The organism is uncultured Marinobacter sp. (genome assembly GCF_913055835.1).
Taxonomy (GTDB): Bacteria; Pseudomonadota; Gammaproteobacteria; order Pseudomonadales; family Oleiphilaceae; genus Marinobacter.
On the sequence record NZ_CAJXKQ010000013.1, the window covers coordinates 64676 to 85451 of the forward strand.

The window sequence follows — 20776 nt, forward strand, 5'->3', positions numbered from 1 at the left end:
GTGAGGACTGAATGACGGCATTGCTTGATATTGATCAGTTGCTTGATCAGATGGAATCCGGGCTGCGCCGGGCGCTTGAGCAGCGGGGCGTCGAATCGCCGGTTCTGATCGGTATACGGACCGGTGGCGTCTGGCTGGCCGACGTGCTGAGTAAACGCCTTGGCATCGAAGAGCCCTTCGGCGAACTGGATATTTCCTTCTACCGCGATGATTTCAGCCGTATCGGCCTGAACCCCCGGGTCAAACCCTCAAGCCTGCCATTTGATACCGAGGGCCGGGACATCATCCTGATTGACGATGTCATCATGAGTGGCCGGACCATCCGCGCAGCGATGAATGAGATCTTCGATTATGGTCGCCCAGCCAGTATCATACTGGCCACCCTGATTGACCTCGGTGCCCGGGAACTGCCCATCCAGCCGGACGTGGCTGGCAAGACAATGGCGCTGGAATCCCATCAGCGCGTCAAGCTGCGCGGCCCCGACCCGCTCCGTATTGAGCTTCAGGAAGCCGGACAATAAACCTCCGAATCAGATAACAGGCGACCCATGACCGCGAACGACTCTTCCCCGCACCACTTGCAGCTGACCCGGGATGGTCAGTTGCGGCACTTCCTCACCCTCGACGGCCTCGACCGCGCCCTGCTGACCGACATCCTGGATACGGCAGATTCCTTTATCGAAGTCGGTGAGCGCACCATCAAGAAAGTGCCGTTGCTCCGTGGCCGGACCGTGGTGAACCTGTTTTTCGAGTCCAGTACCCGCACCCGCAGCACCTTTGAGCTGGCGGCCAAGCGCCTCTCTGCGGATGTGCTCAACCTGGATATCAGCACCTCGGCCACCTCCAAGGGCGAATCCCTGTCGGACACCCTCCTCAACCTCGAAGCCATGGCCAGTGACATGTTCGTGGTTCGCCACTCCCAGAGTGGTGCGCCGCACTTCATTGCCGAGAGCGTGACCCCGGGAGTGGCCATTATCAACGCTGGTGACGGCCGTCACGCCCACCCGACCCAGGCTATGCTGGATATGCTCACCATTCGCCAGCACAAGGGCCAGTTCGAGGGGCTGAAAGTCGCCATCGTCGGTGATGTGCTGCACTCGAGGGTAGCCCGTTCCCAGATTCGCGCCCTGAACGAATTGGGCGCGGAAGAAGTTCGTGTTATAGCCCCGGGTACCCTGCTTCCCAAAGATGTGGAAAGCCTGGGCTGCACGGTGGAATACGACATGGCCCGGGGGATGAAGGATCTGGATGTGGTGATCATGCTGCGGTTGCAGAAAGAGCGGATGGAAGGTGCGCTGCTGCCCAGCGAGCGGGAATTCTACCGGCTTTACGGCCTGAACCAGCAGAAACTGGCACTGGCTCATCCGGAATGCATTGTCATGCATCCCGGGCCGATAAACCGGGGCGTTGAAATCGAATCGGCGGTGGCCGACGGGCCACAATCGGTGATTCTGAACCAGGTTACCAATGGTATTGCCATCCGGATGGCGGTCATGTCCATGGCCATGGGTGGCCAGGTGGCCGAGCGCCAGCAGAAACTGAGTGAGAGGGACCAGGCATGAGCAGCGTCAACAATTCCGGACGCAGTCTGAAGATTACCGGAGGCCGACTGTTCGATGGTCAGGGCGCAGAACAGGCGAATACCGCACTGCTGATTCGCGATGGCCGTATTGTTGCGGTGGGCGAAGCTGCGGCCCGCGAGACGGCCGACGAGACCGTCAATGCAGAAAACGGCGTGATCACACCCGGCTTTGTGGATCTGTGCTGCAACCTCCGTGAGCCGGGCAACGGCCAGAAAGGTAACATCGCTTCGGAGACCCTTGCGGCGGCCCACGGCGGATTTACCACCGTGTGCGCCTCGCCGGAGACGTCACCGGTAAACGATTCCAGTGCCGTCACCCACCTGATCCGTGATGGTGCTGCCAGCCGTTCACCGATCCGGGTTTTGCCTATAGGCGCCATAACCCGGGGCCTTGAGGGCGATCTGCTCAGTGATATGTCAGGACTGGCCTCAGCGGGCTGTGTCGCAGTAGGGAATGGTTCCAGGGGCGTGCGGAATGCCCGCATTCTGCGCCGGTGCATGGCCTATGCCCAGACCTTTGGCTTGACAGTAATGTTCAGCCCCGAGAACCAGGCCCTGGCCGCTGACGGCTATGCCCACGACGGCCTGGTAACCTCTCGTTTGGGCCTGCTCGGGATTCCGGAAGTGGCGGAAACCGCCGCGGTTATGGAAATGCTGTTGCTGGCCGAGGAAACCGGGGTTCGTCTGCACCTGAGCCAGTTGTCCTGCGGTCGCAGTGTTGAAATGCTGGCCGATGCCCGTAGCCGGGGTATTGCAGTAACCGCCGATGTGGCCATGCACCAGCTGGTGTTCACCGAGGAGGCCCTGGCCGGGTTCGACAGCCGCTTCCATGTTCGGCCGCCACTGCGCAGCGAGAGCGATCGCAAGGCCCTGATAGCCGGTGTCCGGGACGGGGTGATTGATGCCATCGTCAGCCAGCATCAGCCCCACGATACCGCCGCCAAACAGGCCCCCATGGCGGCCACCGAGCCGGGTCTGTCCAGCATCGAAAGTGTACTGTCGCTGGGTCTGGAACTGGTGGAAATGAACGAACTGGCGCTGCCTGACCTGATCCGGGCACTGACTACCGGTCCGGCCTCCGTACTTGGCCGCACGGCCCGACTCGCGGAGGGTGAAACGGCCGATATCTGCCTGTTCGATCCCGATGCCTTCTGGACACCAGGCCCGAAAACACTGGTTTCGGCCTGTCGCCATGCGCCGGTGACCGATCGCAAACTTCCGGGTGTCGTCCGGCTGACCCTCAGTGAGGGGCGACAGGCCTGGCCCCAGTTTGCTGGCTGATCCACTGATCCAGTCCGAAAGTGCGGCAGAGGTTGCGGAACCTCTGTCGACACCATCACAGAATCTCCCCCTTTTGCTGAAAAACCCTTGATGGCAGGCACCCGTGCCAACGTATTCTTGTAGCCGTCGCCCTATGGTCGACCAAGGAAAGCGTGGCCTGGCCGGTGCATTTGCAGACACCGGCGCCCGACAATAATAACCAGGAGTCATCCCGTGAAATCAGCAAACCTCCCCCAGCGGGTAGCCATGGCGGCTGCCCTCTGTGCCAGTCTGGTCTTTCCCTCAATGGGGCAGGCGCAGGCACAGAATGAGCCTCTGGAACGCAGTTTTTGCGTTTTTGACCCGGTTGGTGCCAATGGCCCCCTGTTTGCCATCACCAAGACCTTCCAGCCGGTTGCCCTGAAAAACGGCATCAAGCTGGATCTTCGCGCCTACACCGATGAGAAGGTGGCCGCCGAGGACTTCAAGGCAGGACAGTGCGACGCCGTTCTGCTCACCGGCACCCGTGCCCGGGAATTCAACAAGTTCACTGGCAGCCTTGAAGCCATGGGCGCTGTGCCCGGCGAAGAGGAAATGCGCCTGCTGTACAACACGCTGAGCCAGCCCAAGGCCCGGCCGTTCCTGATTGACGGCCCCTACGAGGTGGCCGGTGTGTTTCCGGGGGGAGCCATCTACCTGCACACCCGGGACCGCAGTATCGATTCGGTCGAGAAGTTGCAGGGCAAACGCATCGCTACCCTGGACTACGACCAGGCATCCGTGCGAATGGTTCGCCATGTGGGCGCCTCCGTGGTGGGCTCCAATTCCGCCAACTTTGCCGGCAAGTTCAATAACGGCAGCGTTGACCTCGCCTATGCACCCGCCGTCGCCTACACCCCTCTGGAATTGTACAAGGGCGTTCAGCCCAACGGAGCCGTGGTCAAATATGCCCTGGGGTATATGAACTTCCAGGTCATCATCCATCGGGATCGGTTCCCGGATTCTGCGGGCCAGATGGTCCGCGACCAGGCGATCAAGCGGATTGACGAGGCCTATGAAATTATCGCCCAGGCGGAGGCGGAGATTCCTTCAGACGTCTGGATGGAATTGCCGCGGGAAGATACTGCCGAATACGACAAGATGCTGCGCAAGGTGCGGCTGTCGTTACTGGAGGACGGTGTTTACGATGAGCGGGCCATCAAGTTGATGAAAGCGATTCGCTGCCGGGTGGATGCCACCCGTTCCGAGTGCGCCTCTGTCGCCGGCACCTGAAGGGAGTTGATGAGGCCCGCAGATGCGGGCCTGTGCCTGACTAGCGGATTTCGTCTTTCAGGGCCTTCCCGGCCTTGAAGCCGACGGTTTTGCTGGCTGGAATGCGAATGGTCTCGCCGGTTTGCGGGTTGCGTCCGTCCCGCGCCTCGCGGCTGCGGATATTGAAGGTGCCAAAGCCGATCAGGGTGACATCTTCGCCCCGGGAGGCGGCGGCCGATACCTGGTCGGTAAACGCGGTAATCACTTCGCTGGCCTTGTCTCGGGTCAGGCCGGTGCGGTCGGCAATGGCCGCGGCGAGTTCAGGTTTACGCATCGGATACTCCTTTTATTGTATTTCTGTTGTTTGGCTCTCTGTCCTGGCCGGAATCACAACGACTCACGGTTGCTCCAATCTATAGTGGCTCCCGACGCATTGTGCAAACCCCCGTCAGCAATGGTGTGTTTCATTTAGCGTCATTTGCGGCATCGGTCGCATAAAAACCGCGATTCGTGGGCCATAATGCGTGTCTGGTTACAGTCTGTAACAAACCGGATCCTCCGTCAGAGTCTGGCCCGTGAGATTGCAGCAGGACTGCTTCAGAACAAAAACGCAAAAGGTGAAGAAGGTATGACCCATTTCCGGAATCCCTCCCGCACGGCGCTTTTTACAGTGCGCGGTGCCCGTAATCTGGTGGCAGCTCTCTTGGCCAGTGTGGCCCTGAGTGGTTGTGGTGTGGTCAATCACATGATTTACAAGACTACTGGCGATGTGATGCAGGGCTTCTCCCGGAATCACACGGTACCCTTTTTGATGGAGAGCAATGACCTGGCCATGGGGTGCGCCATGAGTGAGGCGACCGCGCCATTGCTGATGTCCTTCGGTCGAGTCACCAATGAGCCGGACCAGCTGGCGGTCATGCTCTACCTGTCTGCCGGCGGCTGTGCCGAGGAAGAGGCCAGGGAACACGAGTTGGCCGCACTTGCCGCCCTGCACGGCATGAACGGGAATGCCGCCGAAGATGCCATGATCCGCCAGAAACGGGCCCATACGGTTGCTGCCCGGCGTTATTACACCGCGTGGCAACACCACAATGCCCATTACGGCAACCCCGCCGACGGCGAGTGCCCCGATTTCGATGATGACATGGATGAGTTTATCTACATGGCCGGCCTGCTGTCCGGTCTTCAGGCCCTGAACGCCCAGATTCAGTCCACCTCCTCCATTGGCGTGCCTGCCAACGTTGGTTCCATTGCCGCGCGGGCCACGAGCTGTCTTGATAATGAGAAATGGTGGGGCGCGCCCATGGCTCTGAGAGCAACGGTCTGGGCCATGATCCCGGGCGCTCAGCCAGCGGGAGAGGATGCCTTTGAGCGGCTCGCCATTGCTGGCGAACAGGGTGATGCCGCCGGTGTTCGTTTGCCCCACGTATTCCACGCCATCGCGGCTCTGAACAAGGGTGACGAAGCGATGGTACGGGACGTGATTCGGGAACACGCTGAATCTGTCGAGAATACGCCGGCCAATGAGGACTGGCGATTTGTAGACGCCATGGCAACCGATATGATCGTCGCGGTGTCTGATCGTCTGTGGGTCGAGAACACCGGGCATCGTACGCCCATGGGCCAGCTCGGCACCTTCTGGGATGACCAGCGGGAAGAGGTCGAAACCATGGATCTGGACGATCTGCTGTAACCACTCCCTACCCAGAGTAATCAGTTATGTCGAAGGGCGGTTTTCATCGTAGCGGGCTGGAGTGGTTTTCATCACTGCCGGCGTGTCTGCTGTTGCTGGCGGTGGTCATCTTCTCCACAAGCAGCGACATTCACAACCAGATGTTGCGGGGCGGTGAACAGCTTTGGAGTGGCTACTACAAGTTGCGGATGGACCCGGTTCAGCCCACCTGCGACCCGAACCGTGACATCGAGGCGGCAGTTGCTGCGGAAATGGCGGCCGATGATGCGGCGGATGACCCCATGGCAGCGTTGCTGGGGGCCGAGGAAAAAGACCCGGCCGATGTTCGGCTTGCTATCGAGCGGGCCGTTGCTGACTGCCGCGAGGCCCACCGGAATTTCGAGAATCTCAGGGACCAGCTGACACCGGGTGTAAAAGCCTATCGGGCTGTTGAGCTATTCATTGCGGACCTGATTGCGTTTGGCCTGGAGTCCCAGCGTTTCATTCTGGTGATCCTGGTCATGTTGTGTGCGGTGACCGCGACGCTGACCCGCCATCACATCGCCATGCGCGCCATGGAGACCAGGCTGGATTATACGGTTTCCCACACCCTGCAAACCATCGCCAATGCCATGCTACTGGGCTCGAGCGCAATCTTTCGCCAGTCCAGCCTGGGTTCAGACACGGCGGTCTCGTCCGAAGAGCTGTTGCTGCACAATTTCTGGATCGTCGGTTTCGCCTGCCTGACCCTCGCCAGCCTTTACCGGCTGTTCCGGGGGCCGGATGACCTTCAGGAGGGTGGCAACCTGAACAAGGCCTTCCTGGCAGTTCCACTGTATACCGTGATGTGCCTGATATCCGGCACCTATTTCGCCCTGATCGGACACGCCTCCGGGATTGGTATCTATCTCGGCAAGATGATGGAGCTGTCCGACATGTTCCTGAATGTCGGTCTGTATGTGTGGGTGGGTATGATGCTGAAGCAGACCCGCCTGGCCACCCTGGTGTTCAATGTATTCCGGCCCTGGCGAATGCCGCCGGAAATGCTGGCGGTTGTAGCGGTTCTGGTGGCGGCCGTGCCAACGGCCTACACCGGTGCCTCCGGCATCTTCGTGATCGCCGCCGGCGCGGTGATCTACAGTGAATTGCGTGCCGCAGGGGCCCGGCGCCATCTGGCCCTTGCAGCCACCGCCATGTCCGGCTCGCTGGGCGTGGTGTTGCGGCCCTGCCTGCTGGTGGTTGTCATTGCTTATCTGAACCGGGAAGTCACTACTGATGAACTGTTTGGCTGGGGCATCTGGGTATTCGTACTGACCGCCACCATGTTCGCGATAGTGGCACTGAGTGTGAATCGCCAGAGCCAGTTCAACCTGGCCCCTTCTGCCGAAGCCTTCCCGGCCATGACTCAGGCGCTCAAGCCATTGATTCCCTATGTTCTGGTAATCGCTGCCGTAGTGCTGTTCTATCGTCTGGCACTGGACGTGAGCATGGATGAGTTTTCGGCGCCGAGGCTTCTGCCGGTGATCATGCTGGCAATCCTCATCTATGAGCATGTCAGCCTGAAAAACCGGAGAGGAAAAGCCTCAGGGGAAATTAACCATCAGGGGCTGGAGCGAAGTCTCCGCGGCGCCACCAACGACACGACAGCGGAAATCGGCGCGCTGTTGCTGTTGCTGGGTCTGTCGGTCAGCATCGGTGGGGTGATCGAGCGGGCTCACCTGATGGAGGTCTTCCCGCAATCGTTCGAAAGTGCCTGGTCGGCCATGCTGCTGATGGTGGTGATCCTGGTGATCCTGGGCATGATCATGGACGCGTTCGGCGCCGTGATCCTGGTGACGGCCACCGTTGCCACGATCGCCTACTCCAGTGGTATCCATCCGATTCATTTCTGGATGGTTACCCTGGTGGCCTTCGAACTCGGCTACCTGAGCCCGCCGGTGGCCCTGAACCATCTGTTGACCCGGCAGGTCGTGGGAGAGGCGGAAGTGCTGGCAGCCCAGCAGGAGGGTGGTACTTTTTACCAGCGCCATGAACGCATCATCATGCCATTGATTGCCATGGGAATTTCGCTGGTGCTGGTAGCCTTTGTGCCGCTTCTATTCTATGCCTGATCCCGGAATGCGGGGTGGCCGCTAGCGGTTGCCCCACATCTTCGACACCGCGGCATCCGAGCCCAGGGTTCCCACAACCACGCAAACCCCGCCAACACCCAGAAACACCAGCATTGGAATCAGGGCGCCGACTTTGCCGGTGTATACCAGTGCAGTAACGGATACCGTTGCCAACACCAGGAACAACACCCCTACGACGTTCAGAACGGTCCGGTGGGACGACTTGTAGTTGGGCCCGACTTTCCCGGACTCCAGGGGTTTGAGGAGGGGGGCGAAAAGCTGTCGCAGGCGTTGTTTCATGAAGCCATTTCCTTGATTGTGTCGCCCTATCATACAAAAAAAGCGCCGTGCTTTCGCAGGGCGCTTCCTTGACAGGGGTCAGATGAAAGCGTTCATCTGACCCTGTTTTCAGCTTTTCAGCTCAGCTTGGGGCCGGCCTCGACGATAGAATCCGCCACGTCGAATTTCTTGAAGTTCTCGACGAACTGGGCGATCAGCTCCTGGGCCTTGCCGTCGTAGTAATCCGGGCTTACCCATGTGTTGCGCGGGTTCAGCAGCTCGGTGTCGACGCCCGGAACATGCTTGGGCACATCCAGGTTGAGGGTCGGAAGGTGTTCGGTTTCCACGTCGTCCAGGTCGCCGTTCTGGATGGCGGCGATGATGGCACGGGTGGTGGGGATGCTGAAGCGCTGGCCTTCACCGTAGGGGCCGCCGGTCCAGCCGGTGTTCACCAGGAAGACCTTGCTGCCAAACTCGTCCATCCGCTTCATCAGCAACTCGGCGTATACGCCGGCCGGACGCGGGAAGAAAGGCGCGCCGAAGCAGGTGGAGAAGGTTGACTTCAGTTTCGAGGAAGAACCCATCTCGGTGGAGCCAACCAGCGCGGTGTAGCCACTAAGGAAGTGGTAAGCGGCGCCTTCGCGGCTCAGGATGGACACGGGCGGCAGAACGCCGGTCATGTCACAGGTCAGGAACACGATGTGGGACGGTTCTCCGGCACGGTTCTCGATCACGCGTTTTTCAACGTGGTCCAGCGGGTAGGCGCAACGGGAGTTCTCGGTCAGCGACACATCGGTGTAATCCGGCTCGCGGGTTTCCGGATCGATTACCACGTTCTCGACGATAGCGCCAAAGCGGATGGCATCCCAGATGATCGGCTCGTTCTTGCGGGACAGGTCGATGCACTTGGCGTAGCAACCGCCCTCGATGTTGAATACCGTGCCCGGGCCCCAGCCGTGTTCGTCATCGCCGATCAGATAGCGGTGCGGGTCTGCCGACAGGGTGGTCTTGCCGGTGCCGGAAAGACCGAAGAACAGGCAGGTTTCGCCGTCTTCACCGACGTTGGCGGAGCAGTGCATGGGCAGCACGTCTTTCTCGGGCAACAGGAAGTTTTGTACCGAGAACATGGCCTTTTTCATTTCGCCGGCGTAGTGCATGCCTGCCAGCAAAACCTTGCGCTTGGCAAAGTTGATCATTACGCAGCCGTTGCTGTTGGTGCCATCGCGCTCGGGCACGCACTCGAAGTTGGCGGCGTTGAGGATCTGCCATTCCTGCTTGTCGGCCGGGTTGTAGCTGTCCGGGCGGATAAACAGATTGCGACCGAACAGGTTCTGCCACGCGGTCTCGGTGGTCATCTTGACCGGCAGGTAATGTTCCGGGTCGGAACCGACATGAACGTGAGACACGAACTGGTCTTTTTCGGCGATGTAGGCTTCAACACGATCCCAGAGGGCGTCGAATTTTTCGGCGTCGAAAGGGCGGTTGATCGGACCCCAGTGGATATCGTCCGAGGTGCTGGGCTCCTCGACAATATAACGGTCCATAGGAGACCGGCCTGTGCGGTCACCGGTTTTTACGACCAGGGAACCGTTGGATGCCAGCTGGCCTTCGTCACGTGCCAGTGCCACCTCAACCAGTCGTGCTGTACTCAGATCATTATAAGTGTTGCTCACTTCGACCTCGCCCTCGGGATGTCTTAGTGATTGCTCAGGCCGCCCCCCAAAATTGACGGAAATCTGAGCAATCGGGTCAATTCAGGCGCGCTATTATGCCAGAGACGCCGGTAAAAAACGACTGCGCGGGAAGCCTTGCTATCAGCGGTTTCCCGGCCAATCGAACGAGCTTCTAGTGTAGCGTATGACCGGTGAAAAGATGATCAATATCATTTCTATCGAAGCGATAGTGAGCGTGACAGAACTGGCAGTCCATCTCGATGGAGCCCTGTTCCTCCAGAATGCTGTAGCACTCCTCGCGGCCAATGGCTTCCAGGGCACCGAGCGTGCGCTCCCGGGAACAGCTGCACCGGAAGGCGACCGGTTCGGCATCAAACAGCCGGACGGTTTCCTCGTGGAACAGGCGGTGAAGCAGGGTTTCACTGTCCAGCTGAAGCAACTCGAAAGCTTCGACGGTCCGCGCCAGATGGTTTACCCGATCCCAGAGGTCTTGATCCTCTTCCGTGGCACCCGGGAGGCGCTGGAGCATCAGTCCGGCAGCACCGTTTTCGTCGGCAAACAGGAACAGGCTGGTGGGAATCTGTTCTGAACGGTCAAAGTATTCCTCAAGGCAGCCGCCAAGGGTCTCCTGATCCCTGGGCACCACACCCTGGTAGCGGTTGCCGCGGTTTGGCGTAATGGTGATGGCCATACGGCCTTCACCGAGCAGGTCATGGAAGCTGTCTTCGCTGACCGCATGCTCGTCAAAGCGGGCCAGCCCACGGATATGCCGGTCGTGGCTGCATTCGGCCATCAACGTGCGCAATGGCCCCTCTCCCTGGGCCTGAACCGACAGGGTGCCCTCGAACTTCAGGGTGCTGCTCATCAGGATGCTTGCCACCAGGGCTTCCCCGAGGAGTTCGCGGACGGTGTCCGGATATGGCGCCTGGCTGCCAATTTCCTGATAGCTGTCTGCCAGCTGCACCCAGGCTCCCCGCACCTGGCTGTGTTCAAAAATAAAGCGCTGGAACTGGTCGCGGGATGCCATGTTGTGTCTCCTGAATGCTAAATGCCGGTCGTTGCACGTTGACTGAAGGCGGGGATGTATAAATGGGTTCAGAGGCCGTTCTGTTCGCGAAAGCGCTGAATGTCCCTGCGGTCTTTCTTCGAGGGGCGTCTGGCCGGGGGAAGCTGCGCTGCCTGCATGGTTTTGCGCTGCCAGGCCATTTCCTCGCGTTTCTTAACGCTGTCTTCGGTTTCGTGGTAGAGCTTCTGGGCTTCGGGTGCCCCGCGGCGCCGGTCGCTGATGTCATCAACTATAACGATTTTTTCCTGCCAGCCCAGGCGCAGTGTCAGCTTCGCGCCGGTTTCTACCAGCTTGCCGGGCTTGCAGCGCTGGCTGTTGTAGTGGACCTTACCCCCCTCAATCGCTTCCTTGGCCAGGGAGCGGGTTTTGTAGAAGCGGGCGGCCCAGAGCCATTTGTCGAGTCTTACCCTTTGGTCGTCAGCGGTTGATGCCGTCATGTCTCCTCACCTGATGGGCTTGTTCGTCAATTATAACCCTGTCATCGGCCGGATGGCAGGGGCGACCGCTGGCGAAGGGTCGGGAGAATTTCGTCGAAGTGGTGGATGCAGGGAATTTCCGGGTGCCGTTGCCGGGCCTCCTGTTGGCTGTCGGGCGCGAGGACCGCAAGGCACTGGGCAATACCGGCTGCCAGGGCACTTTCCAATACCGGGAAGCTGTCGTCGACCATCAGGGTGTTGTCGGCCTCATAGGGCGTCACCTGCTGGAGATCCTGCCAGAACGATGGGTCTTCCTTGGGCTTGCCTAGCTGATGGCTGGAGACTATGGCATCCACCCGTGTGTCCAGGCCGGTTCGTTTCAGCTTCAGGGCCAGAGGGTCCGGGTGACAGTTGGTGACAATCACCGAGTGAAGCCCGGATTGCCTCAGGGCATCGAGAAAATCCGTGACGTGAGGGCGGTATCCGATCCGGTCGCCCACCTCAGCTTTCAGCCCGGTAATGTCCAGGGACAGGCGCTCGCTCCAGTAATCGGTGCAATACCAGTTCAGTGAGCCGCGCTCGGCCATGATCATCGGGATCAGTCGGTCTTTCGCTTCCTGGGGATGAAGGTCATAGTGCTCGGCGTACCTGGTCGGCAGGTGCTCGAGCCAGAAGTGGTTATCGAAATGCAGATCCAGCAGTGTCCCGTCCATATCCAGGAACACGGTGTTAAGCGAGGACCAGTCAACCATAAACAAAAACAGCCTGAAGAATTTGCTTCAGGCTGCCGCAGTTCACTCGTCGGGGCAAGCCGTGAAAGTACGGAGGCGTGCCCGATGGAGCCGGATCAGTTGCTGGTATGTACCGTTTCGGGCTTCTTGCCGGTGCGGGTACATCCCAGGCAGCGCACGAAGGTCGCCTTGGCAGGCCCCATGACCAGAACCTCACCGGCTTCATCGGCGTTGCCGCCCAGCAGGGAGAAGGGCAGGGATACCAGGTAGACAGCGCCGCCCACAATGGTGGTTGCCAGCAGGGCCGGACGAACAAAAATCGCATCGCCGGTCATGGCCAGCGCTGACGGGGTTTCATCCACGGCCTGGGCGTGTCCGAGAGAAGAGAATGCCATCAGGCAGGCCGCCAGAGTGGCCACCAGAGTGCGGGAAATCTTGCGGGTCATCGTACTGTCTCCTGAGCTTTTTGGCCCTAAATACCGCCCCATTGTATACCTTGGGCGTAAATCCTCTGTTAACTATGAATCATATTTGCGCATTTTCAAACGATTTTTCGTTGCTGAATGTGCCATCTCGTAAGCGTTCAACGCTGGCAACGTGGGCAGTAAACAGTGGATCGGTTATTCATTCGGATTTCTTTCAACGTCGTCCCGCACTCTTTGCATGGCTGGCCGCCGCGACCATATACCAATAAAGATTGAGCAAAGTAGCCGGGCTTGCCGTCACTGTTCACAAAGTCCCGCAGGGTAGTGCCGCCCATCAGGATAGCGGCACTGAGCGTTTCCCGGATGGCTTCGGCCAGCCTGTGATAGCGGTCGAGGCTGATTCTTCCTGCTTTTCGGCGGGGATGGATGCCGGATTTGAACAGGGCTTCGTTGGCGTAGATGTTACCCACCCCGACCACGACATGATTGTCCATGATGAAAGACTTCACCGGGGTATTTTTGCCGCGGGACAGCCGGAACAACAGTGCACCATTGAATTCGGGGGCCAGGGGTTCGGGGCCAAGATGGCTGATAAGTGGGTGCTCTGAGGCAGAGTCGGCCCAGAGCCAGCAGCCAAACCGGCGAGGGTCGTTGAATCGCAGAATGACGCCGGACTGTAACGCCAGGTCGATATGGTCATGTGCCAGCGGCGGGGTATTGTCGGTGATAATACGCAGGCTGCCGGACATGCCAAGGTGAACGATCACTGAGCCCTGATTGAGATTCAGGAACAAATACTTGGCCCGACGGTCTACGCTTCTAATGATCTGACCTTCCAGCCGCTCGGCCAGGTCCGCGGGTACAGGCCATCGCAGGCTGCCGTTGCGCACAGTCACACGGGTAATGGTCTCACCTTCGCAATGGGGAGCTATTCCCCGGCGGGTGGTTTCTACTTCTGGCAGTTCAGGCACGAGCGGGCATCTCCGATGGAAAACGGGTAAGTGTAATCAGTAACAATTTTGCATCCAAATGCTGTTGTTGTGGCTTACAGCTGTACGCTAAAGTGGCTGGGTTGGCCTCGCGCCATAGATAATGATTTTGAGGATTTGCTATGTGGTTTAACGGTCTCCTGGACCTGTCGGTGATGCAGCTCATTCTGGTCACCCTCGGAATGACACACGTCACGATTGTCAGTGTTACGCTCTATCTGCATCGCCACTCGGCGCACAACTCGCTGGACCTGCATCCGGCCCTGAAACACTTCTTCCGGTTCTGGCTCTGGCTGACCACCGCCCAGAACACCAAAGAGTGGACCGCTATCCACCGTAAACACCACGCCAAGTGCGAAACCGAGGAAGATCCCCACAGCCCGGTGGTGTTGGGCATTCGCAAGGTTCTGTTCCAGGGTGCTGAGCTCTATGCCGAATCTGCGACCCCGGAAACGCTCGAGCGCTATGGCCAGCGGACCCCGGAAGACTGGGTAGAGCGTAATGTCTACAGCCGCTACAAGATGCTGGGCATCGCGTTGATGGCGGTTATCAACCTGGCCCTATTTGGCGTGCACGGCATCTGGATCTGGGCGGTACAGATGATGTGGATCCCGGTGTGGGCTGCTGGTGTGGTCAATGGCATTGGCCACTGGATGGGTTACCGGAACTACGAGTGTGCCGACAACGCCCGCAACATCAGCCCGCTGGGTTTTCTGATCGGTGGCGAAGAGCTGCACAACAATCATCACACCTACCCGAATTCCTCCAAGCTGTCCCGTCGCTGGTTCGAGGTGGATATCGGCTGGGGCTATATTCGTCTGTTCCAGTTGTTCGGCCTGGCCAAGCCCAAGGGCTATCGTCCGATTGCGCACCATGTGCCGGGTAAGCTTGAAGTAGATGTTGAGACCGTCCAGGCCATCGCCAACAACCGCTTCGACATCATGCGACAGTACCGCAAGCGGGTTATGGAGCCGGTGTTGCGCCAGCAGAAGTCGCTGATGGACGACGAGATCCGGCCCCGGTACCGGAAGCTCAAGCAGCTGCTTTCACGCGAGATTACGCTCATCCATCCGAAGGAAAAGGAAACTCTCGAGTCCGTGCTGGAACGCAATGCGGTCCTGCGCCAGATCTACGAGAAGAGCCACGAGCTGCAGGCGCTCTGGCGCCAGCGTGGGCTCAAACCCCAGGACAAGCTGAACGCGCTGATGGAATGGTGCCGCGAGGCGGAAGCCAGCGGTATCCGGTATCTTGAGGAGTTTGCCGAACATCTCAGGGCCTATTCGCTGCGCCCCTCGGCCTGATCGGGAGCCAGGAGTCCACCTGAAACGGTTTCGGCGGTGAACGCGGGGCCAGATGAAAGCCTTCATCTGGCCCCTTTTTCATTCGGGCTCGGGAGCGACCCGGAATAACGAGTAGGTGACCTGCCCCGCGCTTTTCTGACGGTGCAGATGCCAGGATGCAGGCACTGCCGGGGTTGGTAATTCGCTCTCGTGTTCCACATAAACCCAGCCGCCGGGTTTGATCCAGGCCTGTTCCTCAAGCAACGGAAACAGTTTCTCCAGCCAGCCCTGGCGGAACGGCGGATCCATGAACACGATGTCGAACGGTGGCCGGTTTCTCTGGCGCAGGTAGCTCTCTACGTCTGAACACGCCACCTCGCCGCCCTCGGATTTCAAGAGCCTGAGGTTGTCCCTTAGCGCCTTCGCCAGGGCCGGGGTGTGATCCACGAGGGTTGCTCGTGCGGCACCTCTGGACAGGGCCTCCAGCCCAAGTGCGCCGGAGCCGGCGAACAGATCCAGGCAGTCGCTTCCTGCAAGGTGAAAGGCCAGCCAGTTGAACAGGGTTTCCCGGGTTCGAGCGGGAGTTGGCCGCACGCCACCGGCATCCGGAAAGCGCAGTTTCCGGCTGCGCCAGTCGCCGCCGATGATTCGCAGTTCACCGGTGCCGATTTTGTTGTGCGCCGAAGCAGCACCGCGACCGGGAGGGTTTCTTTTTGAAGGGCTCTGACTGGTGGGTTTTCGGCGCGCCATAGTCGCGGCTCCGGGACTGTGCTGGGTTCTGGGTCTCTGCGCGCATCTTACCGGAAACCGGGCCGGGCGCGATAATCCGGGCGGCCCTCACTTCAACGGGACAGTCTGCTAGAATGTCGGCTTTCTTTGTCCCGCCCATTCAGACTGATGGATTGACTTTTATGACGGCAGAGTGGATTTCAATCGGCCTTCTGGCCCTTCTTGTGCTCGTATTTGTCCTGGATATCGCCGGTAACCGCAGCCGGGCGCCACGCCCCAAGCCGGTGCCACAGCGCAAGCCGGAGGTTGCCAAAGGGCCAGCTCCGGAGCCGGAAAAAGGCGAGAGTGAAGCGCCTGCCGCCGCAAAGCCACAACCAGAGCCGGTGGCGGAGCCAGAACCAGAACCGGTTCTGGAGCCCAAGCCCGAGCCCGCGGAAGAGCCTCAGAAAGCCCCGGAACCTGAGCCTCAGGTCAGCGTTTTCGAGCGAATCAAAAAAGGATTGGGCAAGACCCGGGCGAGCCTGACCGGCGGCCTGTCGGACCTGTTCTCCCTGAGCAAGAAAATTGACGAGGACCTGCTGGAGGAAATCGAAACCACGCTGTTGATGGCGGATGTGGGTGTTACCGCCACTTCCGAAATCATTGATTCGCTTACCGACAAGCTCGAGCGCAATCAGCTCAAGGACGGGGAAGCTCTGCGCAAGGCCTTGAGGGATGAACTGCATGGACTGCTGAAGGATGTGACCAAACCTCTGCAGATCGACTCCGGCAAGACGCCCTACGTCATCCTCATGGTGGGGGTAAACGGGGTCGGCAAGACCACCACCATCGGCAAGCTCACCAAGAAATTCCAGAACGAAGGCAAATCGGTCATGCTGGCCGCCGGCGATACCTTCCGCGCTGCGGCAGTAGAGCAGTTGCAGGTCTGGGGGGAGCGCAACAATGTACCGGTGGTGGCGCAACACACCGGTGCTGACAGCGCCTCGGTGATTTTCGATGCCATCCAGTCTGCCACGTCCCGTGGTGTCGACGTGGTGATTGCCGACACCGCCGGCCGGCTGCAGAACAAGGACAACCTGATGCAGGAGCTGGAGAAGGTGGTCCGGGTGATGAAGAAGCTGGACGACTCTGCGCCCCACGAAGTCATGCTGGTGCTGGATGCAGGCACAGGCCAGAACGCTCTGAGCCAGGCCCAGGTGTTCCAGCAGGCCGTCGGCGTGAGTGGCATTACGTTAACGAAACTGGACGGCACGGCTAAAGGCGGTATTGTGTTTGCCATCGCCCGTCAGTTGCAGTTGCCAATCCGGTTTATTGGTGTTGGTGAACAGGTGGACGACCTGCGCAGCTTTGACGCCGAAACCTTTGTGGACGCTCTGTTTGACGAGTAGCCCGGAATCCAGCCGCGCGGAAGCCGCCCATGATTGAATTTCGCCAGGTCACCAAGCGTTACGACAGTGATCACACCGCTCTGCGCCAGGTCAATTTTGGCCTGGAGCGCGGCGAGCTGGCGTTTCTGACCGGGCATTCCGGCGCTGGCAAAAGTACCCTTCTGAAACTGATCATGGTGATGGAGCGCCCCAGTGCCGGCGAGGTGGTGGTCGGTGGACAGGTTCTGAACCGCCTCCCCCGCCGTCAGATCCCCTATATTCGCCGCCATATCGGCGTGGTCTTCCAGAACCATCAACTGCTGTTTGACCGGACCGTTTTCGACAACGTCGCCATGCCGCTGGAAGTCATGGGTGCGTCGCCAAGAGATACGGGCCGGCGCGTGCGAGCTGCCCTGGACAAGGTAGGGCTGCTGCAGAAGGAAAAAATGAACCCGATGCAGCTATCCGGCGGGGAGCAGCAGCGAGTCGGTATTGCCCGGGCAGTGGTCAACAAACCCCCGGTGCTTCTGGCCGATGAGCCGACAGGTAACCTGGACCCGGCGCTGTCTGCTGACATCATGAATCTGTTCGGGCAGTTCAGCCAGGTGGGCGTAACCGTGTTAATCGCAACCCACGACATCGCCCTGATCAACGAGATGGGCCGGCGAACGCTGAAGCTCGATCATGGCCGTCTGGTGACTGGCGGCACCTCGGTAATAGGAGGAGGTGCCAGTGGCCGCTGATACTCGCAAAAAATCCCAACCCGCACGGGGCGCGAACAAGGCCCGTTCGCCGTGGCGCGAGCAGGCGGAAAGCTATTTTACCCATCATCGCAAGGTCGCCGAGGATAGCGCTCGTCGCCTCTGGCGTAACCCAGTGGCCAGTCTGATGACCTGGACCGTGATGGGCGTTGCCCTGGCTTTGCCGGTGGCACTGCTGTTGCTGCTGACCAGCCTTCAGGGGGTCAGCGCCGGCTGGGAAAGCAGTGCCCGGGTGACCGCCTACATCGAGCTGGACGTGCCGCTTGAGCGGGCACGGGTGTTGAGCAATGAGATTGCCGGCGACGGCCGGGTCGCCAGCGTTGAGCTGGTTGATCGCGACCAGGCGCTGTCGGAGTTCCGGGCCTCATCGGGCCTGGAAGATGCCCTGGATTATCTCGAGGATAACCCGCTGCCGCACACACTGTTGATTACCCCGGAGGAAGGCGCCCGTTCCACCGAGGGTGTCGAGGGGCTGGTGCGGTTTGTTGAGGGCATGGAAGGCGTAGAGCGGGTGCAGGTGGACCTGGGCTGGTTGCAGCGTCTGAATGCCATGACTGATCTTCTTGCCCGTGCCGTCTGGGCGCTGGCGATCCTGCTGGCCGCTGCGGTTGTACTGGTGATCGGCAACACCGTGCGTCTGTCGATCGAGAGCCGCCGGGACGAAATCCTGGTTGCGAAACTGGTGGGTGGGACGGACAGCTTTGTCCGCAGACCTTTTCTGTACACCGGCGCCTGGTTCGGACTCGGTGGCGGAATTGTTGCGTTGATTCTGTTGCAGTTGTCCCTCTGGTGGCTTAGCGGGCCCATAGAGCGGCTGGCTGGACTGTACCGGAGTGATTTTTCCCTCGACGGTTTGCAGTTCGATGGGGCCCTGGCGTTGATAATTGTGGCAATGCTGCTAGGCTGGCTGGGCGCCTGGGTCGCGGTGAAGCGTCATCTAGATGACATGGAACCGGGGGATATTGCCGGAGGAAGATGATCCGGATAGCGGGAAAACCGTATTGAAGAAACAGCTTCTACTGGCGTAGGTTGTCAGTCAGTAAAGCCACGGTGAGATTTCCAGATAGTTGATTTGAAACGTTTTACTGGAGATTTCGGGAACTTTCAGAGTTCTTGGCGGTCTAAAAAGTAGTTGGTATATTTAAGGGCCGTTGGGTTCGGAGGTTAGAGCATGGGTACGAGTTTACAACTGGTTGACAGACTGGTTCCGGGTCAGAATCTCGAGTCTTACATTCAGGCTGCGAGCCGCATCCCGGTGCTCACAGTGGATGAAGAGCGGGAGCTGGCTGAAAGGCTCCATTATGAGGGCGATGTGGAAGCCGCCCGTCAGCTGGTTATGTCTCACCTGCGCTTTGTGATTCACATTGCCCGGAGCTATTCGGGTTATGGTCTGGCACAGGCGGACCTGATTCAGGAAGGCAACGTGGGCCTGATGAAAGCGGTCAAACGCTTCAATCCGGAATACGGTGTGCGGCTGGTGTCTTTTGCTGTTCACTGGATCAAGGCAGAGATTCACGAGTTTATCCTGCGCAACTGGCGGATTGTGAAAGTGGCCACGACCAAGGCCCAGCGCAAGTTGTTCTTTAACCTGCGCAGCCAGAAGAAGAAGCTGGCGTGGCTCAGCCATGATGAACTTAATGCCGTTGCCGAGGATTTGGGCGTAGAACCCAAGGTTGTTCGCGAAATGGAAGGCCGGCTCGCGTCCCAGGATACGGCATTTGACGGTCCGCAGGACGACGATGACGACAACGCCTATCAGGCACCGGCGTATTATCTGGAAGACGCTCGCAGTAACCCGGCGACCCAGCTTGAAAACGCTGATTGGTCCGACGATTCCAACGGTCGGCTGATGCAGGCCCTGGCGCAGCTGGATGAACGCAGCCAGGATATTCTTCGGGAGCGCTGGTTGTCCGAGAGCAAGTCGACGCTGCATGAGTTGGCGGACAAGTACGGCGTGTCGGCGGAGCGTATCCGGCAGCTTGAGAAGAATGCGATGAAGAAGATTCGCATGCAGATGGTTGAGGCGGCCTGAACCGGCGGCCCAATCTCGAGACTGAGTCGTTAAAACGCCACCACCGGTTCCGGTTGGTGGCGTTTTTGTTTGTATAATCGGAAACTTTACCTTGGGGGCAGAAGCGATTGGGTGGGCCTTTCCAAAACACGCTGTGAATACGTCCCTGTACGCTCGGCTCCGCCATCCATGGCTCCGCACGGTTTTGGAAAGGCCCACCCAATCCCTTCTCGAACCTTTGTGCAGAGGCCTGAAAAATGACTAATAAACTCCCTCATATCGCATTTCTTGGCATTGGCCTGATGGGTGCGCCCATGACGCGGAATTTGCTGAACGCCGGCTTTCCGATGACCCTTTGGAACAGAACGGCCAGCAAGTGCGAGCCCTTTGCTTCTGAAACAACCATTGCCGAATCCCCGGCGGAGGCGGTTGCCAATGCCGACGTGGTGATCACCATGTTGGAGAATAGCGATGTGGTTGAGCAGGTGCTGGTGAAGCAGGGGGCTCTTGAGGCCCTGAAGCCGGGGGCGCTGGTGATTGATATGAGTTCCATCCAGCCTACCGTGGCCCGTCGCCATGCTGAGTTGGCTGCAGAGCGGGGCGCGGGCTATGTGGATGCGCCCGTGTCCGGGGGTACGGTGGGTGCGGCGGAAGCTCGCCTGAGTATCATGGCGGGTGGTTCGGAAGCGGATGTTGATCGTGCCCGGCCGGTGTTTGAGGCGCTTGGCAAATGCACGCGCATTGGGCCCGTGGGCTCGGGGCAGCTGGCGAAGCTGGCCAATCAGGCTATTGTTGGAATCACCATTGGTGCCGTGTCCGAGGCGCTGCTGCTGGCAGCGAAAGGCGGCGCCGATCCTGCGGCCGTGCGGGAAGCGTTGCTGGGTGGGTTTGCCGGTAGCCGGATTTTGGAGTTGCACGGGCAACGGATGATTGATCGGGATTTTGCCCCCGGCGCGCCGGCACGGATTCAGCTCAAGGACATGCGGATGATTCTGGATGAGGCCCGGGCGGAAGGGTTAACCCTGCCGCTGGCCCAGCAGACTCACAATGAATACCTGTCGCTGGTGGCCAATGGTCACAGTGATGTCGACCACAGTGGCCTGCTGCTGGAGCTGGAGCACCTGAACGGTGCCCTGCTTGGCTCCCTTGGCCGCCCCCGGAAGGAGTAACCAC

The 20776-nt window shown here is 59.5% G+C and carries 21 protein-coding genes; 12 read left to right on the top strand and 9 right to left on the bottom strand.

Going from position 1 to position 20776, the window contains the following annotated elements:
* Nucleotides 1-11 precede the first annotated feature (11 nt).
* From pyrR to QZ534_RS09335, 4 genes are all read left to right on the top strand, one after another.
* Nucleotides 12-521 carry a bifunctional pyr operon transcriptional regulator/uracil phosphoribosyltransferase PyrR gene (pyrR, locus tag QZ534_RS09320; protein ID WP_296933922.1) on the top strand — a complete coding sequence of 170 codons (510 nt, stop codon included), beginning with the start codon at nucleotides 12-14 and terminating at the stop codon, nucleotides 519-521.
* Nucleotides 522-548: 27 nt separating this feature from the next.
* Entirely contained in the window at nucleotides 549-1562 is a 1014-nt protein-coding gene (locus tag QZ534_RS09325) for an aspartate carbamoyltransferase catalytic subunit (protein WP_296933924.1), read from the top strand.
* Nucleotides 1559-2863 (top strand): dihydroorotase, encoded by a 1305-nt coding sequence (locus QZ534_RS09330; protein ID WP_296933926.1) that lies wholly within the window; start codon nucleotides 1559-1561, stop codon nucleotides 2861-2863. The genes QZ534_RS09325 and QZ534_RS09330 overlap by 4 nt, the downstream gene beginning before the upstream one ends.
* Nucleotides 2864-3148: 285 nt before the next feature.
* Nucleotides 3149-4114, top strand: coding sequence for a putative solute-binding protein (locus QZ534_RS09335; RefSeq protein ID WP_296934002.1), 966 nt, complete (start codon nucleotides 3149-3151; stop codon nucleotides 4112-4114).
* A 40-nt stretch (nucleotides 4115-4154) separates the two neighbouring features.
* Here QZ534_RS09335 and QZ534_RS09340 read toward each other — a convergent pair whose 3' ends face one another.
* Nucleotides 4155-4427 carry an HU family DNA-binding protein gene (locus tag QZ534_RS09340; protein ID WP_064229608.1) on the bottom strand — a complete coding sequence of 91 codons (273 nt, stop codon included), beginning with the start codon at nucleotides 4425-4427 and terminating at the stop codon, nucleotides 4155-4157.
* A gap of 294 nt (nucleotides 4428-4721) precedes the next feature.
* On the opposite strand from QZ534_RS09340, the gene QZ534_RS09345 reads away from it, so the two are divergent.
* Nucleotides 4722-5786: a hypothetical protein gene (locus QZ534_RS09345; RefSeq protein ID WP_296933928.1), complete on the top strand. Its 1065-nt coding sequence runs from the start codon at nucleotides 4722-4724 to the stop codon at nucleotides 5784-5786.
* A 26-nt stretch (nucleotides 5787-5812) separates the two neighbouring features.
* The gene (locus QZ534_RS09350) at nucleotides 5813-7876 is read left to right on the top strand and encodes a TRAP transporter large permease subunit (RefSeq protein ID WP_296933930.1); all 2064 of its coding nucleotides are present in this window, start codon (nucleotides 5813-5815) and stop codon (nucleotides 7874-7876) included.
* Nucleotides 7877-7897: 21 nt separating this feature from the next.
* On the opposite strand, the gene QZ534_RS09355 is transcribed toward QZ534_RS09350, so the two are convergent.
* From QZ534_RS09355 to mutM, 7 genes are all read right to left on the bottom strand, one after another.
* Complete coding sequence (locus QZ534_RS09355; RefSeq protein WP_296933932.1) at nucleotides 7898-8176, bottom strand: hypothetical protein; 279 nt, start codon at nucleotides 8174-8176, stop codon at nucleotides 7898-7900.
* Nucleotides 8177-8292: 116 nt separating this feature from the next.
* On the bottom strand, nucleotides 8293-9828 hold the full coding sequence (locus tag QZ534_RS09360; protein WP_296933934.1) for a phosphoenolpyruvate carboxykinase: 1536 nt from the start codon (nucleotides 9826-9828) through the stop codon (nucleotides 8293-8295).
* A 172-nt stretch (nucleotides 9829-10000) separates the two neighbouring features.
* A complete protein-coding gene (gene hslO, locus QZ534_RS09365; RefSeq protein WP_296933937.1) occupies nucleotides 10001-10855 on the bottom strand; it encodes an Hsp33 family molecular chaperone HslO in 855 nt (284 codons plus the stop codon).
* 68 nt (nucleotides 10856-10923) lie between these two features.
* Complete coding sequence (gene hslR, locus QZ534_RS09370) at nucleotides 10924-11331, bottom strand: ribosome-associated heat shock protein Hsp15 (RefSeq protein WP_296933939.1); 408 nt, start codon at nucleotides 11329-11331, stop codon at nucleotides 10924-10926.
* Between the two features lie 41 nt (nucleotides 11332-11372).
* Nucleotides 11373-12062, bottom strand: a complete 690-nt coding sequence (yrfG, locus tag QZ534_RS09375) for a GMP/IMP nucleotidase (protein WP_296933941.1) — start codon at nucleotides 12060-12062, stop codon at nucleotides 11373-11375.
* A 95-nt stretch (nucleotides 12063-12157) separates the two neighbouring features.
* Nucleotides 12158-12487, bottom strand: a complete 330-nt coding sequence (locus QZ534_RS09380; RefSeq protein WP_296933944.1) for a hypothetical protein — start codon at nucleotides 12485-12487, stop codon at nucleotides 12158-12160.
* 137 nt (nucleotides 12488-12624) lie between these two features.
* Nucleotides 12625-13437, bottom strand: coding sequence for a bifunctional DNA-formamidopyrimidine glycosylase/DNA-(apurinic or apyrimidinic site) lyase (gene mutM, locus QZ534_RS09385; RefSeq protein ID WP_296933947.1), 813 nt, complete (start codon nucleotides 13435-13437; stop codon nucleotides 12625-12627).
* 140 nt (nucleotides 13438-13577) lie between these two features.
* Between mutM and QZ534_RS09390 the strand changes: the two genes are divergently transcribed.
* On the top strand, nucleotides 13578-14756 hold the full coding sequence (locus tag QZ534_RS09390) for a fatty acid desaturase (RefSeq protein ID WP_296933951.1): 1179 nt from the start codon (nucleotides 13578-13580) through the stop codon (nucleotides 14754-14756).
* A 78-nt stretch (nucleotides 14757-14834) separates the two neighbouring features.
* Here QZ534_RS09390 and rsmD read toward each other — a convergent pair whose 3' ends face one another.
* Nucleotides 14835-15485 (bottom strand): 16S rRNA (guanine(966)-N(2))-methyltransferase RsmD, encoded by a 651-nt coding sequence (gene rsmD, locus QZ534_RS09395; RefSeq protein WP_296933954.1) that lies wholly within the window; start codon nucleotides 15483-15485, stop codon nucleotides 14835-14837.
* Between the two features lie 161 nt (nucleotides 15486-15646).
* Between rsmD and ftsY the strand changes: the two genes are divergently transcribed.
* The 5 genes from ftsY to QZ534_RS09420 all read left to right on the top strand — a co-directional run bounded on the left by ftsY (nucleotide 15647) and on the right by QZ534_RS09420 (nucleotide 20772).
* Nucleotides 15647-16852, top strand: a complete 1206-nt coding sequence (gene ftsY / locus QZ534_RS09400; RefSeq protein ID WP_296933956.1) for a signal recognition particle-docking protein FtsY — start codon at nucleotides 15647-15649, stop codon at nucleotides 16850-16852.
* A 29-nt stretch (nucleotides 16853-16881) separates the two neighbouring features.
* The gene (gene ftsE / locus QZ534_RS09405) at nucleotides 16882-17574 is read left to right on the top strand and encodes a cell division ATP-binding protein FtsE (protein ID WP_148608588.1); all 693 of its coding nucleotides are present in this window, start codon (nucleotides 16882-16884) and stop codon (nucleotides 17572-17574) included.
* Nucleotides 17564-18571: a permease-like cell division protein FtsX gene (gene ftsX, locus QZ534_RS09410; RefSeq protein WP_296933961.1), complete on the top strand. Its 1008-nt coding sequence runs from the start codon at nucleotides 17564-17566 to the stop codon at nucleotides 18569-18571. Before ftsE ends, ftsX begins: the two co-directional genes overlap by 11 nt.
* A gap of 192 nt (nucleotides 18572-18763) precedes the next feature.
* Nucleotides 18764-19624: an RNA polymerase sigma factor RpoH gene (rpoH, locus tag QZ534_RS09415; protein ID WP_296933963.1), complete on the top strand. Its 861-nt coding sequence runs from the start codon at nucleotides 18764-18766 to the stop codon at nucleotides 19622-19624.
* 236 nt (nucleotides 19625-19860) lie between these two features.
* Nucleotides 19861-20772 carry an NAD(P)-dependent oxidoreductase gene (locus QZ534_RS09420; protein ID WP_296933965.1) on the top strand — a complete coding sequence of 304 codons (912 nt, stop codon included), beginning with the start codon at nucleotides 19861-19863 and terminating at the stop codon, nucleotides 20770-20772.
* The last annotated feature ends 4 nt before the right edge of the window (nucleotides 20773-20776 follow it).

Coding starts and splice junctions, on each gene's coding strand:
- yrfG (WP_296933941.1), bottom strand. CDS start 12,062: ATGGTTGACTGGTCCTCGCTTAACACCGTGTTCCTGGATATGGACGGG.
- QZ534_RS09340 (WP_064229608.1), bottom strand. CDS start 4,427: ATGCGTAAACCTGAACTCGCCGCGGCCATTGCCGACCGCACCGGCCTG.
- QZ534_RS09420 (WP_296933965.1), top strand. CDS start 19,861: ATGACTAATAAACTCCCTCATATCGCATTTCTTGGCATTGGCCTGATG.
- QZ534_RS09380 (WP_296933944.1), bottom strand. CDS start 12,487: ATGACCCGCAAGATTTCCCGCACTCTGGTGGCCACTCTGGCGGCCTGC.
- rpoH (WP_296933963.1), top strand. CDS start 18,764: ATGGGTACGAGTTTACAACTGGTTGACAGACTGGTTCCGGGTCAGAAT.
- rsmD (WP_296933954.1), bottom strand. CDS start 15,485: ATGGCGCGCCGAAAACCCACCAGTCAGAGCCCTTCAAAAAGAAACCCT.
- QZ534_RS09390 (WP_296933951.1), top strand. CDS start 13,578: ATGTGGTTTAACGGTCTCCTGGACCTGTCGGTGATGCAGCTCATTCTG.
- ftsE (WP_148608588.1), top strand. CDS start 16,882: ATGATTGAATTTCGCCAGGTCACCAAGCGTTACGACAGTGATCACACC.
- QZ534_RS09335 (WP_296934002.1), top strand. CDS start 3,149: ATGGGGCAGGCGCAGGCACAGAATGAGCCTCTGGAACGCAGTTTTTGC.
- QZ534_RS09355 (WP_296933932.1), bottom strand. CDS start 8,176: ATGAAACAACGCCTGCGACAGCTTTTCGCCCCCCTCCTCAAACCCCTG.
- pyrR (WP_296933922.1), top strand. CDS start 12: ATGACGGCATTGCTTGATATTGATCAGTTGCTTGATCAGATGGAATCC.
- hslR (WP_296933939.1), bottom strand. CDS start 11,331: ATGACGGCATCAACCGCTGACGACCAAAGGGTAAGACTCGACAAATGG.
- QZ534_RS09350 (WP_296933930.1), top strand. CDS start 5,813: ATGTCGAAGGGCGGTTTTCATCGTAGCGGGCTGGAGTGGTTTTCATCA.
- hslO (WP_296933937.1), bottom strand. CDS start 10,855: ATGGCATCCCGCGACCAGTTCCAGCGCTTTATTTTTGAACACAGCCAG.
- ftsY (WP_296933956.1), top strand. CDS start 15,647: ATGACGGCAGAGTGGATTTCAATCGGCCTTCTGGCCCTTCTTGTGCTC.
- QZ534_RS09330 (WP_296933926.1), top strand. CDS start 1,559: ATGAGCAGCGTCAACAATTCCGGACGCAGTCTGAAGATTACCGGAGGC.
- QZ534_RS09345 (WP_296933928.1), top strand. CDS start 4,722: ATGACCCATTTCCGGAATCCCTCCCGCACGGCGCTTTTTACAGTGCGC.
- QZ534_RS09325 (WP_296933924.1), top strand. CDS start 549: ATGACCGCGAACGACTCTTCCCCGCACCACTTGCAGCTGACCCGGGAT.